We start from the raw sequence: 15,846 nt of genomic DNA, 5'->3' as shown, positions 1-15,846 counted from the left end.
AGGCTATCAGTTTTTTTCAATCTGTCAAGGGATTTCCGAGAAAAATCGAAAAAACTTTCAAAGAAGCTATTGACTGAAAGTTACTTTCAACGGTATGATATAGGCGATAAGGAAAGGGAAGCCTGTTTCAAGCCCCCGTCCATTATGCAATTTGTATCAAAAGGAAGGCGGAACGAAGTTATGGATACTGCTATGAGAGAGCGCCTTGAGGCCCATCAGAAGTGGATCAAGGAGGAGCTGGACATCTGCGTCAACTTCTGGCTGAAAAACGGTATGGACCACGTCAACGGCGGCGTATACACCTGCCTGGACCGCAAGGGCGAGATCTATTCCACCGATAAGAGCGTCTGGATGCAGGGCCGCTGCGCCTGGATGTTCGCCTACCTGTGCCACCAGTACGGGGTGAAGGAGGAGTGGCTCCAGGCCAGCAAGAGCTGCCTGGACTTTATGGAGGCCCACTGCATCAACCGGGAGGCCGGCAACCGGATGTACTTCACCGTTACCGCGGAGGGCAAGCCCCTGCGCCAGCGCCGCTACTGCTTCTCCGAGGGCTTCTACGCCATCGCCAACGCCGAGTACTACGGCGTCACCGGCGACGCCGCCTGCCTGGAGCGCGCCCGGGCTGCCTATGAGCTGATCTACCAGCTCAACAACGGCCTCATCCAGGATCCCACCGGCATGGGTCCCAAGACCATCTCCACCACGCGCACCGGCCGCGCTCTGGCCGATCCCATGATCTACCTGAACATCACCTCCGTGCTTCGCCGGGTGGATACGGATCCGGAGCGGCAGAAGCTCTACGCCGCCCGAGCCCAGGAGTGTGTGGAGACCATCTTCCAGTACCACTACAAGCCCGAGCTCAAGTGCACCCTGGAGTCCGTGGCGCCCGACGGGACCCCCCGTCTGGATGTCACCGAGGGCCGCGTGGTCAACCCCGGCCACGACATCGAGTGCTCCTGGTTCCTGATGGAGGCGGCCAACTACGCCCACGACGCCGAGACCCACGCCACCGCCGTCAAGATCTTTGACCAGGCCTTTGAGGCTGGCTGGGACAAGGAGTACGGCGGACTGCTCTACTTCATCGACTGCCTGGGCAAGCCCACCGAGGCCTACGAGCACGATATGAAGCTCTGGTGGCCCCACGACGAGATCCTGATCGCGTCCATGATGATCTTCCGGGATACCGGGGACGTGTCCTACCTGGAGAAGTTCGAGCAGACCCTGGACTACTGCAAGAAGCACTTCTCCGACCGGGAGTATGGCGAGTGGTACGGCTATCTGCGCCGTGACGGCCTGCCCACCATGCCCTCCACCAAGGGTTCCACCTTCAAGGGCCCCTTCCATCTGCCCCGTATGCTCTCCATGGTGGACAACATGCTGGGACAGATTCTGGCCCGGGACTGATTCTGCCCGCGGCAAGCGCAGGGAGGTGAGGACCCATGCCGCAGGTCAATGTGTTCGCCCGGCTGGATAATGAGTATTATCAGCTGACCGGTGCGGAAAAAAAGGTGGCCGACTATGTGGTCAGCCACGAAAAACAGACCCAGTATATGTCCATCTCAGAGCTGGCCGAGGAGTGCGGCGTGGCCGAGGCCACCATTTCCCGCTTCTGCCGCCGGATGGGGTATAAGGGGTACAGCGCCTTCAAACTGGCTGTGGCCAACTCTACGGTGATTCCGGAGCGGGTCTCTCCCATCCAGGAGATGGATCTGGAGGAGGGGGAGATCAGTCCCTGCCAGCGGCTTTACAACGCGGATGTGGCCGCCATCGCCCAGACACGCAAGCTCATTCGCCCGGAGGAGATCGCCCGGGCGGTGGACCTGATGATGGGGGCGGGGAAGGTCCTGTGCATGGGACAGGGCGGCTCCATGATCATGGCCCAGGAGGCGGCCCATCTCTTCTCCACGGTGCGGCCCAATTTCTACCCCATCTGCGACGCCCACATGCAGGCCATCTGGACGGCCCAGCTGGCGCCGGGAGATGTGGTGCTCTACTTCTCCTACTCCGGCGCCACCCGGGATCTGGTGGAGGTGCTGGCCCAGGCAAAGGGGAGAGGGGCCAGGTGCATCCTCATTAGCCGTTTTCCCAAGTCGCCCGGATCGCAGTATGCCGATCTGGTGCTCCAGTGCGGTTCCAAGGAGGGCCCCCTCCAGCTGGGAACGGTGGCGGCGCGGATGGCTCAGCTCTATCTGCTGGACGTGCTCTTCCATGAGATGTACCAGCGGGACCCCAAGGGCGCGGAGGAGAGTCGGGAGCGCATCGCCGACGCTCTTTCGGAGAAACACCTCTGATCGAAACGGGAAGAAGTTTTGAAAAAAATTTCAGTTTGAATTGAAAAGAAAAATATTTTCAGTTAACTATTGACAAAAAGGGTTTGTGATTGTACAATCTACACAACGGGTATCTCTGGCGCTCGAGAGAAATTATTCAAATCATGAGGAGGAGATCAGCAATGAATCTGAAAAAAGCAGTTGCTCTTGCACTGGCAACCGGCATGACCCTGAGCCTGGCCGCCTGTGGCGGCGGGGACGCCAAGACCAGCGGGACGCCCGCTCCCGCGGCCAGCGGCTCCGGCGCCGCTACCGGCACCGAGATCACCATGTGGACCTACCCCATCGGCAAGTGGGGCGGCACCGAGGCCAAGGTGGACGAGATCATCGCCGCCTTCAACGCCGAGTATCCTGACATCAAGGTGAACGTGGAGTTCCTGGACTACACCAACGGCGATACCCAGGTCACCTCCGCGATCACCGCCGGCAATACCCCCGACATCATCATGGAGGGTCCTGAGCGCCTGGTCTCCAACTGGGGCGCTGCCGGTAAGATGGTGGATCTGAGCGATCTGTGGACCGAGGAGGCTACCGCCGACATCGCCGCTGTGAGCGAGTCCGTGGTCAACGCCTGTAAGAGCAACGACGGTACTTACTATGAGTACCCCCTGTGCATGACCACCCACTGCATGGCCATCAACAAGGAGGTCTTTGAGGCCGCCGACGCTATGCAGTACATCAACGACGAGACCCGCACCTGGAACAGCACCGAGGACTTCCTCAAGGCCATCGCTGCTGTGAAGGCCTCCGGTCAGGTGGCCACCCCCGGTATCATCTACTGCGGCGGCCAGGGCGGCGACCAGGGTACCCGCGCGCTGGTGAACAACCTGTACGGCGGCACCTACACCAATGCCGACCACACCGAGTACACCGCCAACTCCGCTGAGAACGTCAAGGCCCTCCAGACTCTGTCTGAGCAGGTCAAGGCCGGCAACCTGACTGCCGACGCCAGCTTCCAGGCTGCCGACGAGCTGCAGGCCTTTGCCAACGGCACCGCTGCTATGACCTTCTGCTGGAACGCCTCCAACCAGGCTCAGTATGCCTCTCAGGTCTCCTTCACTCCCTACGCGGTGGCCTTCCCCACCGATCAGGAGACTCCCGCTCTGTGCGGCGGCATCTGGGGCTTCGGTATCTTCGACAACGGCGATGAGGCCAAGATTGAGGCTGCCAAGACCTTCATCAAGTTCGTCTGTGACGACGCCGAGCAGGGTCCCGAGAGCGTCCGCCTCTCCGGCTTCTTCCCCGTGCGTGCCTCTCAGGGCGACGTCTATGCCGGCACTGAGGACGAGGCCCGTATGGCTGAGTTCCAGGTCATGATGCCTTACCTGGGCGACTACTACAACGTCATCGGCGGTTGGACCGAGCAGCGCACCAACTGGTTCAACATGCTGCAGCAGATCTTCGTCAGCGGCGAGGACGTGCAGACTGCGGCCGACAACTTCGTGGAGGCCAGCAACGCCGCCATCAAGTAAGACCTCTTTACACGCAATCATGCGCCCGCTCCCTATTTGAGAGGGGGCGGGCGCATTCGCTTTGACCCGCGGAGAGCGGGGGAGAGGAAGCGTATTTTACGACAAAGGGGAACGATACGTTATGGAGCAAAAATCCGTGCCGGCTGCGGCAAAAAAGCCCAAAAAGGAACGGCGCTCTGAGTTCTCCGGCATGAGCAAGGCTCTGGTACGCCGGGAAACGATTTCCGCCTACCTCTTTCTGCTGCCCAGCCTGATTTTCTTTGTGGGGTTCGTTGTGATCCCCATGATCATCTGTGTGGTATACAGCTTTCTGGACTACGGCCTGGCGGGCTTTGAAGGGTTCGCCGGTCTGAACAACTACATCGAGATGTTCCAGGATAAGGTCTTTATCCGGGCCTTCTGGAATACGGTACTCATCGTGGTCGTAGCCGTGCCTACGGTCACCGCGTTTTCGCTGTGGGTGAGCTCCGCCATCTGCCCCATGAAGGCGGTCACCCGTTCTTTCTTCCGCTGCGTGTTCTATCTGCCCGTGGTCACTGGTACCGTGGCGGTCACCGTGGTGTGGAAGTGGATGTTCAACCCCTACACCGGTCTGCTCAATCAGATCCTGGGGACCACCGGTTTCAACTGGCTGGGCAATCCCAAGACCGCGATCTGGTGTATCATCATGATCCTGTTTACCACCTCCATCGGCCAGCCCATCGTGCTCTACGTGGCGGCCCTGGGCAACGTGGACCAGTCCCTCATCGAGGCGGCCCAGGTGGACGGCGCCACCAAGCTCCAGGTGTTCTGGAAGATCAAGTGGCCCCAGATCATGCCCACCACCCTGTACATCCTGGTTATCACCACCATCAACAGCTTCCAGTGCTTCGCGCTCATCCAGCTGCTGACTTCGGGCGGACCCAACCACGCCACCGATACCATCATGTACTATATCTTTGATATGGCGTACAAGTATCAGCGCTTCGGCTATGCCAACGCCATGGGCGTCGTTCTGGCCCTGATCATCGCGGTGTTCTCCGCCGTGCAGTTCAAGGTCACGAAGACCGACAACGGTTAAGGGGGTGAAGAGATGAACAACAGTCTTGCCATGAAACAGTCCAAGGGATATCGGGCATTCGCCTTTGTCATCCTCTTCCTCCTGGCTGTCTTCTTCATTTTCCCGCTGTACTGGATCATCACCGGTTCCTTCAAGACCGCTGCGGCCATCAATGCCCAGCAGCCCCAGTGGTTCCCGCTGGAGCCCACCCTGATGAACTACACCAAGCTCTTCAGCCAGCCGGCCTTCCGGTGGCTGGCCAACACGGTGATCATGGCCGTGGGCGCCATGGTGCTGACCTGCCTGACTGCCGCTCTGGCCGGCTATGCCCTGGCGAAGAAGCGCTTCTATGGGCGCAAGATCCTCTTCAGCCTGCTGGTGTGCGCCATGGCTCTGCCTAAGCAGGTCATCGTCATCCCCCTGCTGCAGGAGATGAACTTCCTGCACCTGCATGACACCCTCTGGGCCGTCATCCTGCCCACCGTAGGCTGGCCCTTCGGTGTGTTCCTGATGAAGCAGTTCTCCGAGACCATCCCCACCGAGATGCTGGAGGCTGCCCGGGTGGACGGCGCCGGCGAGCTGCGTACCTTCTTCAGCGTGGTATTCCCCATGATCAAGCCCGGCGTGGGTGCGCTGGCCATCTTTACCTTCGTCAACTCCTGGAACGACTACTTCCTGCAGTTGATCATGCTCAACAGCCGCACCCAGTGGACCATCTCCCTCGGTATCGCCAGACTCCAGGGCGAGATGGCCAGCGACTTCGGCCTCATCATGGCCGGTGCTGCTCTGGCGGCTATCCCCATCGTGGCAATCTTCATCGCGTTCCAGAAATACTTCACACAGGGTATTGCCATGGGCGCGGTAAAGGGTTAAGATTACTGTGTTTGGAGTCCCTTTCAGACGATGTCTGATCCGGTTATCCGCAACGTGCTGGAACTGACAGGAGGGCCCGCCCTGCAAAGCGGGGCGGGCCCTGTTTCCTGCCGGCTCACATAATTTATTGGAGTGAATCAAAATGAGCGATCTGAACAAGTACCAGGGTGTTATCCCCGCTTTCTACGCCTGCTATGACGACGAGGGCAATATCTCTCCCGAGCGTGTGCGCGGCCTGACCCGCCACCTGATCAGCAAGGGCGTCAACGGCCTGTATGTGGGCGGCTCCTCCGGTGAGTGCATCTACCAGAGCGTGGCCGAGCGCAAGGTGGTGCTGGAGAACGTCATGGCTGAGGCCAAGGGCAAGGTCGTGGTCATCGCCCACGTGGCCTGCAACAACACCGCCGACAGCCAGGAGCTGGCTGCCCATGCCGAGAGCCTGGGCGTGGACGCCATCGCCTCCATCCCGCCCATCTACTTCCACCTGCCCGAGTACGGCATCGCCCAGTACTGGAACGATATCTCCGCCGCCGCCCCCAACACCGACTTCATCATCTATAACATCCCCCAGCTGGCTGGTGTGGCTCTGACTCCCTCTCTCCTGAAGGAGATGAAGAAGAATCCCCGCGTGATCGGCGTGAAGAACTCCTCCATGCCCACCCAGGACATCCAGATGTGGCGTGACGAGGGCGTTATCGTCTTCAACGGTCCCGACGAGCAGTTCATCTCCGGCCTGGCCATGGGCGCCTGCGCCGGCATCGGCGGCACCTATGCGGTCATGCCCGAGCTCTTCCTGAAGGTGCGCGAGCACTTCCAGAAGGGCGAGATGGAGCCCGCCCGTGAGATCCAGAACGAGATCTGCCGCATCATCTATCAGATGTGCTCCGCCCACGGCAACCTCTACGCCACCATGAAGGCCATCCTGGCCAAGAAGGGCGTGGAGTGCGGCTCCGTCCGCAAGCCTCTGCCCGCTCTGGTGGAGAGCGATCTGGCCATTGTGGACGCCTGCGCGGCCCGGATCGACGCGGCCATTGCCAAATACTGCTGATGGGATGCCTGAGGGCACAACAGGAAGGAAGAGATTATCATGAGAATTTATCTGGCAGAAGATTATAAGTCCATGAGCCGTCGGGCCGCCAACATCATCTCGGCCCAGGTCATCACCAAGCCCGACAGCGTGCTGGGCCTGGCCACCGGCGGGACCCCCGTGGGTGCCTACCAGCAGCTGGTGGAGTGGTACAAGAAGGGCGACCTGAGCTTTGCGGAAGTCAAGTCGGTCAACCTGGACGAGTACTACGGCCTCTCTCCCCGTCATGAGCAGAGCTACCGTTACTTCATGCAGAGCAACCTCTTTGACCATATCGACATCAAGTACGAGAACACCCACGTGCTCAACGGCCTGGCCAAGAGCCCCACGGTGGAGTGCGCCGAGTACAATAAGCTCATCCGGGATCTGGGCGGCATCGACCTGCAGCTGCTGGGCATGGGCCACAACGGCCACATCGCCTTCAACGAGCCCGGCGACGACTTCGGTCTGGAGACCCATCTGGTCAACCTGACCGAGAGCACCATTGAGGCCAACAAGCGTTTCTTTGAGAGCAAGGACGATGTGCCCCGCCAGGCGCTGAGCATGGGCATCAAGAACATCATGCAGGCCCGCCGGATCCTGATCGTGGTCAGCGGTGCGGCCAAGGCCGACATCGTGTACAAGGCCTTCTGCGGCCCGGTCACCAAGGAAGTGCCCGCCTCCATCCTCCAGCTCCACCCCGATGTGACCCTGGTGGGCGATAAGGAAGCGCTGAGCAAACTGGTAGAGGCAGGTGTTCCCGTATGCGGCTGACCGGAGCAAAGGTATTTGACGTCCAGAACGGCTTTGTTTCCCGGGATGTGTGCATTGAGGGAGAACTGCTGGCCGACCACAGCTCCGACGGGAAGAGCGCCGACCTGTCCGGGTACTATCTGATCCCCGGTCTCACCGACGTGCATTTCCACGGCGCCAAGGGCCATGATTTCAGCGATGCGGATCCCGAGGGCCTCCAGGTCATGGCCGACTATGAGCTCTCCCGGGGTGTCACTCAGATCTGCCCCGCCGGCATGACCCTGCTGGAGGAGCAGCTCATCAAGGTCTGCAAGAACGCGGCCCAGCATCGGAAGAACAGCAAGAGCGGCGCTCTGCTGTGCGGCGTCAACCTGGAGGGGCCCTTCCTCTCCCGGGCCAAGAAGGGCGCCCAGAACGGCGATTGGCTCCATGAGCCCGATGTGGCCATGCTCCGCCGCCTGGAGGAGGCCTCCGAGGGTCTGGTGAAGCTGGTCTCGGTCGCCCCGGAGGAGCCCGGCGCGCTGGAGTTCATCAAGGAAGTCGCCGACGAGGTGACGGTCTCCATCGCCCACACCACCGCCGACTATGATACCGCCATGGCGGCCTATGCCGCCGGCGCCCGGCAGGCCACCCATCTCTTCAACGCTATGCCGCCCTTTACCCACCGGGCACCCGGCGTGGTGGGCGCGGCTTTCGACACCCCCGAGTGCATGGCTGAGCTGATCTGCGACGGCGTCCACATCCACGCCAGCGTGGTGCGGGCCGTGTTCCAGCTCTTTGGGAGCAAGCGGGTCATCCTCATCAGCGACACCATGCGGGCCGCCGGTATGCCCGACGGGGACTACACCCTGGGCGGTCAGCCGGTCCAGGTCAAGGGCAAGTACGCCACGCTGGAGGACGGCACCCTGGCCGGCTCGGTCACCGACCTGATGAACTGCATGAAGACCGCCGTCTCCTTCGGGATCCCCCTGGAGGATGCGGTCCGGGCCGCCGCGGTGAACCCCGCCAAGGCCATCGGCATCTATAGCCGCGTGGGCAGCATTGAGAACGGCAAGCTGGCCAACCTGGCCGTGCTGGATGAAAATCTGGAGCTCAAGGCCGTCTTCCTCAAGGGCGAATTGGTCCACGGGACTGTATAAAAGCACAAAAACACCCTTGCAAAAGGCTTGATTCTCTGGCATAATAGAGACAGCGGCGCGGCTGCGCCACCATTCCAGCCACCCTCTCCTACTCCATTTCCATAGGGGAGGGTGAGCGGTAAAAAAGGAGGAAATCCGCCGGACCGGCGGTGCGGCAGTGTGGAGACCTGCCGTAACGTCCCTGGAGTTTTGCTCTCCATGGACGAGGGAGTGCTTGCGGAGGCATCGCTCCTACGGTCCTCAACCTATGGCAACTGTCAGCCTGAAGAATGTCAAGAAGATCTACGACAACAAGGTCACCGCGGTGCACGACTTCAACCTGGAGATTGCGGACAAGGAGTTTATCGTCCTGGTCGGCCCCTCCGGCTGCGGTAAGTCCACCACCCTGCGGATGATCGCCGGCCTGGAGGATATCTCCGAGGGCGATCTCCTCATCGGCGACAAGCGCATGAACGATGTGGAGCCCAAGGACCGCGATATCGCCATGGTCTTCCAGAGCTACGCCCTGTATCCGCACATGACCGTGTATGAGAACATGGCCTTCTCCCTGAAGCTGCGCAAGCTGCCCAAGGCTGAGATCGACAAGCGGGTGAAAGAGGCGGCCGAGATCCTGGATATCACCCAGTACCTCCAGCGCAAGCCCAAGGCCCTCTCCGGCGGCCAGCGCCAGCGCGTGGCCATCGGCCGCGCCATCGTGCGTGAGCCCCAGGTCTTCCTGATGGACGAGCCGCTGTCCAACCTGGATGCCAAGCTCCGCAACCAGATGCGTGCCGAGATCATCAAGCTCCGTCAGCGCATCAACACCACCTTTATTTACGTGACCCATGACCAGACCGAGGCCATGACTCTGGGCGACCGTATCGTCATCATGAAGGACGGCTTCATCCAGCAGATCGGCACGCCTCAGGAGGTCTTTGATCATCCCGCCAACATCTTTGTGGCCGGCTTCATCGGCATGCCTCAGATGAACTTCTTCGACGCCAAGCTGGAGAAGAACGGCGACCAGTATGTGGTCCGCTGCCAGGGCGCTGTGATCACCCCCGGTGAGAAGATCCAGGCCGGTCTGAAGGCCCGGAACGTGGCTCCCATGGACATCACGCTGGGCGTGCGTCCCGAGCACATCTCCTTCGTGTCCGAGCCCTCCGAGACCAGCGTCAAGGGCGTGGTGGACGTGTCCGAGATGATGGGCTCCGAGGTGCACCTGCACGTCAATGCCAGCGGCAAGGACGTGGTGCTGCGTGTTCCCACCACCGACCTGCCCGAGGAGCATCGCGGCGGTATCAACTATGGTACCCAGGTCCACTTCACCTTCCGCAATGACCTGCTGCACCTCTTCAACCCCGAGACCGAGGCCAACCTGCTGGCTCTGGAGTAATAGAGGCGGGCGGACTGCGCGTCTTTCAAAAGTGACTGTGTGTTGAGAAATGAGAACCCTGGCCCATTGGGCCAGGGTCCTTTTTGCGTCATGGCTCAATCCAGAAAAACCGTCTCAGCCGCCACACGGGTACAGCCCGCCGGGGCATAGCGCCAGTAGGCCATGCGTCCCTCTGTGATGAAATAGGGGAGGGGGGCAGGTGGCTCCGGAGGTAGATGGTCGATGATGAGAAGCTTGATCTTCATGCGGTCGGGGGCAATGGACTTGAGAAAGACCGACACCCGCTCCCCCTCCGTGAGGCCGGTCCGCGCCTCGGCCAGCCCGGAGAGGTTGGGGGTGAGCTCAATAAAGGCACCGTACTCCTTGATCCCCCGCACGATACCTGGTACCGTCATGCCCGGGTGAAAGGGGCGTACATTTTCCGCCCAGGTGCCCAGCAGCTCCTTGTGGGTGAGGTAGATGCGCTCCCGCTGGGGGTCTATGTCCAGCACCACCGCATAGATAGACTGTCCGATGGTAAAGCGCTGTCCCGGATGGGAGATGCGGGAGACTGAGATATTTTCGATGCCGATCATGGAGGTGACCCCGCAGCCCAGGTCCACGAAGGCCCCGAAGGGCTCCAGGTGGGTGACCACGGCGGGGAGTACCATGCCCGGCCGGGCCTGGGTGAGCAGCAGGTCCAGGGCCATGCGCTGGGCTCTGCGCCGGGAGAGGATGGGCCGCCCGCCCGCCTCCGGTATGGAATCCACCAGGAAGGACACCGGCCGCCCGACCCGGGAGAGGATGGCGATGTCCCGGGTGGTCCCCTCCGCAATGCCCAGGGCGGCCTCGGTCCGGGGGATGGTGGCCAGGCAGCCGTTTCCCAGGGAGACCGTCAGGTTGTGTTCGGCGTCACAGAGCAGTGCGGTCCCTTCCAGTACGGTCTTTGTTTCCATGGCACGGCGCAGTCCCTCCGGCGAGGAACAGGCGGCACGGTTCTCTGGCGTGTGCAGGCGATGGCCCTCAGGCAGGAAAAAGCGTGTCAAAACGACCAGATCCTTTCAATATCCAATAGGGGTCTATAGAGCACTATATGCGCCCCGCAACCCGGAATTGACAGAAAAGAACGGGGAATTTATAATAATACCTACGGCTGTGTGGCCGGGAGGCCCCGAGAATGGGGCTTGCGTCCGACCGCCTCATGGGATATAATAATGCAGCGAAGTAAAGTAATAAATGGAGAGGATGAACTGCCATGGATGTACGGGTGGGCGATGTGCTGGAGCTGAAGAAGCAGCACCCCTGTGGAAGCCGGGAATGGCTCGTCCTGCGGGTTGGCATGGATTTCAAGCTGCGCTGCGCCGGCTGCGGACATGAACTGATGCTCCCCCGCAGCAAGGCGGAGAAGAATATCAAAAAAATCAAGCGGAATGAGGGGCCGGAGACATGAAAGAATTTTGGAGCAGCCGCATTCGGGACATGGTCCCCTACACGCCGGGGGAGCAGCCCAAGGACCGGACGTTCATCAAGCTCAACACGAATGAAAATCCCTATCCGCCCGCGCCGCGGGCGCTGGAGGCGGCAAAACAGGCCGTGGGGGAGGGGCTGCGCCTGTACCCCGATCCGGAGGCCGGGCAGCTGCGCGCCGCACTGGCGGCCTATCACGGGGTGAAGGCGGAGCAGATTTTTGTGGGCAACGGCTCGGATGAGGTGCTGGCCTTCTGCTTCCAGGGGCTCTTCGAGCCGGCGCGGGCCATTTGTTTTCCGGATATCTCGTACAGCTTTTACCCGGTCTACGCCGGACTCTTTGGAATCCCTTACCGGGAGATCCCTCTGCGGGAGGACTTCACCATCCCGGTAGAGGAATTTCTGGGGAACAACGGCGGCGTGATCCTGCCCAATCCCAACGCCCCTACCGGCATTGCTCTGCCTCTGGCGGAGGTGGAGCGGCTGGCCGCAGGCAATCCCACCGCCGCGGTGGTGGTGGACGAGGCCTACGTGGACTTCGGGACAGAGTCGGCCCTCTCCCTGCTGGACCGGTATCCCAATCTGCTGGTGGTGCGCACCATGTCCAAATCCCGCTCTCTGGCAGGAATGCGGGTGGGATATGCGGTGGGCAGCCCCAATCTCATCGCGGCCCTCAACTGCGTGAAAAACTCCTTTAACTCCTATACCCTGGACCGGATCGCCCTGGCGGCGGCCCAGGGCTCGGTGGAGGACGAGGCGTATTTCCAGGAAAACCGCCGCCGCATCATGGACACCCGGGAAAAGACGGCCGCCGCTCTGGAGAAGCTGGGCTTCCGGGTCTGTCCCTCCCAGGCCAACTTCCTCTTTGTCTCCCATCCGGAGCGGGGAGGGAAGGAGCTGCTGGACACCCTGCGGGCACAGGGCATCCTGGTCCGCTGGTGGGGCAAGCCCCGCATTGAGGACTATCTGCGGATTACCATCGGCACCGAAGAGGAGATGGAGCAGCTGATCCAGGTCCTGCGTCAGACACTCGGCCGTGACAAAGCACAGAAATAAGGAGGAAATCCCTTGCGTTACGAAGGAAATATCTACCGTCCCCCCGGAGAGTGGCGGAGCTATCTGCTCCAGGTCACTGTGGGGTGCTCCCATAATAAGTGTACCTTTTGCAGCATGTACAAGGACAAGCAGTTCCACATCCGCCCCATGGCCGATATCTTTGAGGACATCGAGATGGCCCGGGCCTACTATAATCGGATGGGCCGGCCGGTCAAGCGGGTCTTTCTGTGCGACGGCGACGCCGTCATTATGCGGACCGAGCAGCTGCTGGCCATCCTGAAAAAGCTCTACGATACCTTCCCGGAGCTGGAGCGGGTCACCGCCTACGCCGGTCCCCGCTCGGCCCTGACCAAGACCCCGGAAGAGCTGCGTGCCCTGCGGGAGGCCGGACTGTACCGGGTCTATCTGGGGGTGGAGACCGGCTCGGATGAGCTGCTTCACACCATCAAGAAGGGTGTGGGCGCGCAGGAGATGCTGGAGGCCGGCATCCGGCTGCGGGAGGCAGGCCTGGACCTGTGGGTCATGGTCCTGCTGGGACTGGCCGGTCCCGGGGAGCCCTCCCGCCGGCACATCCTGGCCACGGCGGAGATGATGAACCAGATGAAGCCCCGCCATCTCTCGGCTCTCACCTATATGCCTGAGCCGGGCACCGAGATGGGGGAGCAGGTGGAGCGGGGAGAGTTCCAGCTCATCACCGGGCCCCAGGCCCTGGAAGAGACCCGTCTCCTGCTGGAGCACCTGGACGTGGACCCGCTGCACTTTACCTGCGACCACGCTTCCAACTATCTGCCCCTCAAGGGTGGTCTGCCCGAGGACCGGCAGGCCATGCTCTCGGCCATCGATCTGGCCCTGGAGGACCAGGAGCTGCTGCGCAGCGAATACGGCCGCGGACTGTAATCGCTTGAAAAACGCTTCCGGACTTTTGTCCGGAAGCGTTTTTGTCATAGCGGAACCTGGGGATCCGAGGGTGGGGTTTCTCCTGTTACGGAGGAGGCCAGGGAGAGGGCGTCGTGTCCATATTTTCGGCGAACCTGATCCACTGCCCGCTCCAGCCGCTCCAGCCGGTCTCGGCGGGGGAGGGAGTCGGCGGAGAAAAAATCCAGCTGTTCGGCGGCCTCGTCCTCCGGGATCAGGTGCTGGGCCGTGACCGTGAGGGCCCGCACCGGGGCCTCCGCCCGCCAGACACCCCGGAGCAGGGCAAAGGAGGCGTCCAGCAGCTCCCGGGTGACAAAGGTGGGGGCGTTCAGCCGGCTCTGGCGGCAGATGTCCCGGAAGGAGGGGTCCCGGATCATGATCTGGACGGTGGTACACTTGAGACCCACCTCTCGCAGCCGTCCGGCCACGCTGTCGCACAGGAGGGCCAGTCCGGAGCGGAGCTCCTCCCAGCCCACCAGATTGTGGGGGAAGGTGATGCCGTTGCCCACTGACTTGGGGGGCGGCATATCCCGCAGCGGGACCACGGGACTGTGCTCCCGGCCGCTGGCATAGGCGTGAAGGGTCACGCCCTGACGGCCCAGGACTCGCACCAGAGCCTCCCGGTCAAATTGGGCCAGATCCCCGATGGTGTGTACGCCGTACTGCTCCAGGGTCCGGGCGGCGGCCCGGCCCACAAAGATGAGATCGGTGACCGGGAGGGGCCAGAGCAGCGTGCGGAAATTTTCGGGGGAGATGACGGTGGTGGCGTCCGGTTTCCGGTAGTCGCTCCCCATTTTGGCAAAGATCTTGTTGAAGGAGACCCCTGCCGAGAGGGTGAGCCCGGTCTCCCGGCGGACCACGGAGCGGATCTCATCGGCCACCGCCTTTCCGTCGCCGCCAAAGAGGTGGAGGGAGCCCGTCATGTCCAGCCAGCTCTCGTCGATGCTGAAGGGTTCCACCAGATCGGTATAGCGCTCATAGATGGCGTTGACGGCCCGGGAAAAGTGCCGGTATTTCTCCCGGTGGGCGGGGAGGAGGATGAGCTGGGGACATTTGCGCCTGGCCTGCCAGATGGTCTCGGCGGTCCGGACCTGGAAGCGCTTGGCGGGCTCATTTTTGGCCAGGATGATCCCGTGGCGGCTCTCTGGATCTCCGCAGACGGCCACCGGTTTTTCCCGGAGCTCCGGGTGGTCCAGAAGCTCCACCGAGGCGTAGAAGCTATTGAGATCACAGTGCAGAATGACCCGGTCCATGGCGCTCCCCCCTTGTTGTTCTGGATTCTATTATAAGAGATTCCGTGTCCTATGTCAAACGAATGTTCTATAACAAAAAAAGAGACGCCGGTCCCTTTTTAGGGGGACCGGCGTCTGGATCTTAGAACTGGTTGTAGTGGGCCCGCTCCTCAAAGGACTTGCGGGGCTTGGGCTCACCCACCTCGGCGGGAACGCCCAGGGGGAGAATGGTACGCACCGTTTTTCCCTCGGGAATGTGGAGGAGGGAAGCGATGGCCGCACAGGCGGCGGGGGCCTTGGTCATGCCGTCCATCCAGACGGTGGCATAGCCCAGGGCGGTGGCGGCCAGGAGCATATTCTCCACGGAGGCGGCATAATCCTCCACCTCGAAGGCCATACCGCAGGGGGCCACCACGTGCTCACTCAGCACCACCAGGATGACGGGAGCCGTCTGGGTAGCGGGGGTGGAGAGGACCTCGGAGATGCGCTTGCGCAGGTCGGGATCGGTGACCACCACGAAGGGCGTGGTCTGGCAATTCTGACCGGAGGGGGCCTGAATACCGGCCTCTACGATCTTGCGGACATCGGCGTCTGGCACGGGCTGGTCCAAAAAGGGCGTCCGGTGGCTGTAACGCTTGGCAACAGTTTCAAAGAATTCCATACAATCACCTCATGACAGAAGCGGCAGTGCCGCATTTAGATACATCCATTTTATACCTTTTTTCTGCAAAATGCAAATAAAAATCTCGGAGGGCCCGGTAAAACCGGACCCTCCGTCTGCTCAGCTATTGAGATACTGCTTCACCAGCTCCTGAAGAAGCTCGTCCCGATCCAGCTTGCGGATCAGCGCACGGGCATTGTTATAGTTGGTGATATAAGTGGGATCTTCCGAGAGGATGTAACCCACGATCTGATTGATGGGGTTATACCCTTTTTCCTGCAGAGAATTATAGACAGAGGTCAGAATGTCCTTGATCTCCTGATCCTTCTCATAATTGAGACTGAATCTGCGTGTATAATCCGTATGCATGACAATCACACCTCCTTATGCTTCTGTCCCCTATTTTAACTGAAAAAACGCGGAGTGTAAAGGGGCCAGACCAAAATTCACGAAACATTAAGAAGTAGTTTGTGGAATAGAAGGCGGTTT

At 61.0% G+C, this 15,846-nt stretch carries 16 protein-coding genes; 12 read left to right on the top strand and 4 right to left on the bottom strand.

The genetic code is table 11. The features are described from left to right. Window positions 1-192: 192 nt before the first annotated feature. The 9 genes from INF37_RS07885 to INF37_RS07845 all read left to right on the top strand — a co-directional run bounded on the left by INF37_RS07885 (window position 193) and on the right by INF37_RS07845 (window position 10,047). On the top strand, window positions 193-1,404 hold the full coding sequence (locus INF37_RS07885) for an AGE family epimerase/isomerase (RefSeq protein ID WP_235964256.1): 1,212 nt from the start codon (window positions 193-195) through the stop codon (window positions 1,402-1,404). Between the two features lie 35 nt (window positions 1,405-1,439). Further along, complete coding sequence (locus INF37_RS07880; RefSeq protein WP_101693435.1) at window positions 1,440-2,291, top strand: MurR/RpiR family transcriptional regulator; 852 nt, start codon at window positions 1,440-1,442, stop codon at window positions 2,289-2,291. 161 nt (window positions 2,292-2,452) lie between these two features. Next, complete coding sequence (locus INF37_RS07875) at window positions 2,453-3,802, top strand: ABC transporter substrate-binding protein (protein WP_186962766.1); 1,350 nt, start codon at window positions 2,453-2,455, stop codon at window positions 3,800-3,802. A gap of 121 nt (window positions 3,803-3,923) precedes the next feature. Beyond that, window positions 3,924-4,862 carry a carbohydrate ABC transporter permease gene (locus INF37_RS07870; RefSeq protein ID WP_101693433.1) on the top strand — a complete coding sequence of 313 codons (939 nt, stop codon included), beginning with the start codon at window positions 3,924-3,926 and terminating at the stop codon, window positions 4,860-4,862. 12 nt (window positions 4,863-4,874) lie between these two features. Beyond that, window positions 4,875-5,714, top strand: coding sequence for a carbohydrate ABC transporter permease (locus INF37_RS07865; protein ID WP_193537556.1), 840 nt, complete (start codon window positions 4,875-4,877; stop codon window positions 5,712-5,714). 142 nt (window positions 5,715-5,856) lie between these two features. Further along, window positions 5,857-6,762, top strand: a complete 906-nt coding sequence (locus INF37_RS07860; RefSeq protein ID WP_101693431.1) for a dihydrodipicolinate synthase family protein — start codon at window positions 5,857-5,859, stop codon at window positions 6,760-6,762. A gap of 39 nt (window positions 6,763-6,801) precedes the next feature. Continuing rightward, window positions 6,802-7,554, top strand: a complete 753-nt coding sequence (gene nagB / locus INF37_RS07855; RefSeq protein ID WP_101693430.1) for a glucosamine-6-phosphate deaminase — start codon at window positions 6,802-6,804, stop codon at window positions 7,552-7,554. Then, window positions 7,545-8,672: an N-acetylglucosamine-6-phosphate deacetylase gene (gene nagA, locus INF37_RS07850; RefSeq protein WP_193537554.1), complete on the top strand. Its 1,128-nt coding sequence runs from the start codon at window positions 7,545-7,547 to the stop codon at window positions 8,670-8,672. The genes nagB and nagA overlap by 10 nt, the downstream gene beginning before the upstream one ends. A gap of 247 nt (window positions 8,673-8,919) precedes the next feature. Further along, complete coding sequence (locus INF37_RS07845) at window positions 8,920-10,047, top strand: ABC transporter ATP-binding protein (RefSeq protein WP_101693428.1); 1,128 nt, start codon at window positions 8,920-8,922, stop codon at window positions 10,045-10,047. A 95-nt stretch (window positions 10,048-10,142) separates the two neighbouring features. Here the strand turns inward: INF37_RS07845 and INF37_RS07840 are convergent, their stop codons facing one another. Beyond that, window positions 10,143-11,072, bottom strand: a complete 930-nt coding sequence (locus INF37_RS07840) for a S1 RNA-binding domain-containing protein (protein ID WP_193537552.1) — start codon at window positions 11,070-11,072, stop codon at window positions 10,143-10,145. A 209-nt stretch (window positions 11,073-11,281) separates the two neighbouring features. Between INF37_RS07840 and INF37_RS07835 the strand changes: the two genes are divergently transcribed. From INF37_RS07835 to INF37_RS07825, 3 genes are read left to right on the top strand one after another with little or no spacing between them, the layout of a single operon-like run. Further along, window positions 11,282-11,476 (top strand): DUF951 domain-containing protein, encoded by a 195-nt coding sequence (locus INF37_RS07835; RefSeq protein ID WP_101693426.1) that lies wholly within the window; start codon window positions 11,282-11,284, stop codon window positions 11,474-11,476. Then, window positions 11,473-12,549 (top strand): histidinol-phosphate transaminase, encoded by a 1,077-nt coding sequence (gene hisC / locus INF37_RS07830; RefSeq protein WP_193537550.1) that lies wholly within the window; start codon window positions 11,473-11,475, stop codon window positions 12,547-12,549. The genes INF37_RS07835 and hisC overlap by 4 nt, the downstream gene beginning before the upstream one ends. Window positions 12,550-12,561: 12 nt before the next feature. Further along, window positions 12,562-13,446, top strand: coding sequence for a radical SAM protein (locus INF37_RS07825; RefSeq protein WP_101693424.1), 885 nt, complete (start codon window positions 12,562-12,564; stop codon window positions 13,444-13,446). A gap of 44 nt (window positions 13,447-13,490) precedes the next feature. Here the strand turns inward: INF37_RS07825 and dinB are convergent, their stop codons facing one another. The 3 genes from dinB to INF37_RS07810 all read right to left on the bottom strand — a co-directional run bounded on the left by dinB (window position 13,491) and on the right by INF37_RS07810 (window position 15,726). Then, window positions 13,491-14,717, bottom strand: a complete 1,227-nt coding sequence (gene dinB, locus INF37_RS07820; protein WP_193537548.1) for a DNA polymerase IV — start codon at window positions 14,715-14,717, stop codon at window positions 13,491-13,493. A 121-nt stretch (window positions 14,718-14,838) separates the two neighbouring features. Next, complete coding sequence (locus INF37_RS07815) at window positions 14,839-15,357, bottom strand: nitroreductase family protein (protein ID WP_193537546.1); 519 nt, start codon at window positions 15,355-15,357, stop codon at window positions 14,839-14,841. Window positions 15,358-15,477: 120 nt separating this feature from the next. Continuing rightward, the gene (locus INF37_RS07810) at window positions 15,478-15,726 is read right to left on the bottom strand and encodes an IreB family regulatory phosphoprotein (protein ID WP_101693421.1); all 249 of its coding nucleotides are present in this window, start codon (window positions 15,724-15,726) and stop codon (window positions 15,478-15,480) included. Window positions 15,727-15,846 lie beyond the last annotated feature (120 nt).

This window comes from Pseudoflavonifractor gallinarum, from assembly GCF_014982855.1.
GTDB classification, from domain to species: Bacteria; Bacillota; Clostridia; order Oscillospirales; family Oscillospiraceae; genus Pseudoflavonifractor_A; species Pseudoflavonifractor_A gallinarum.
Note: the sequence above shows the minus strand (reverse complement) of the source record. Positions and strands in the feature narration are given on the sequence as shown.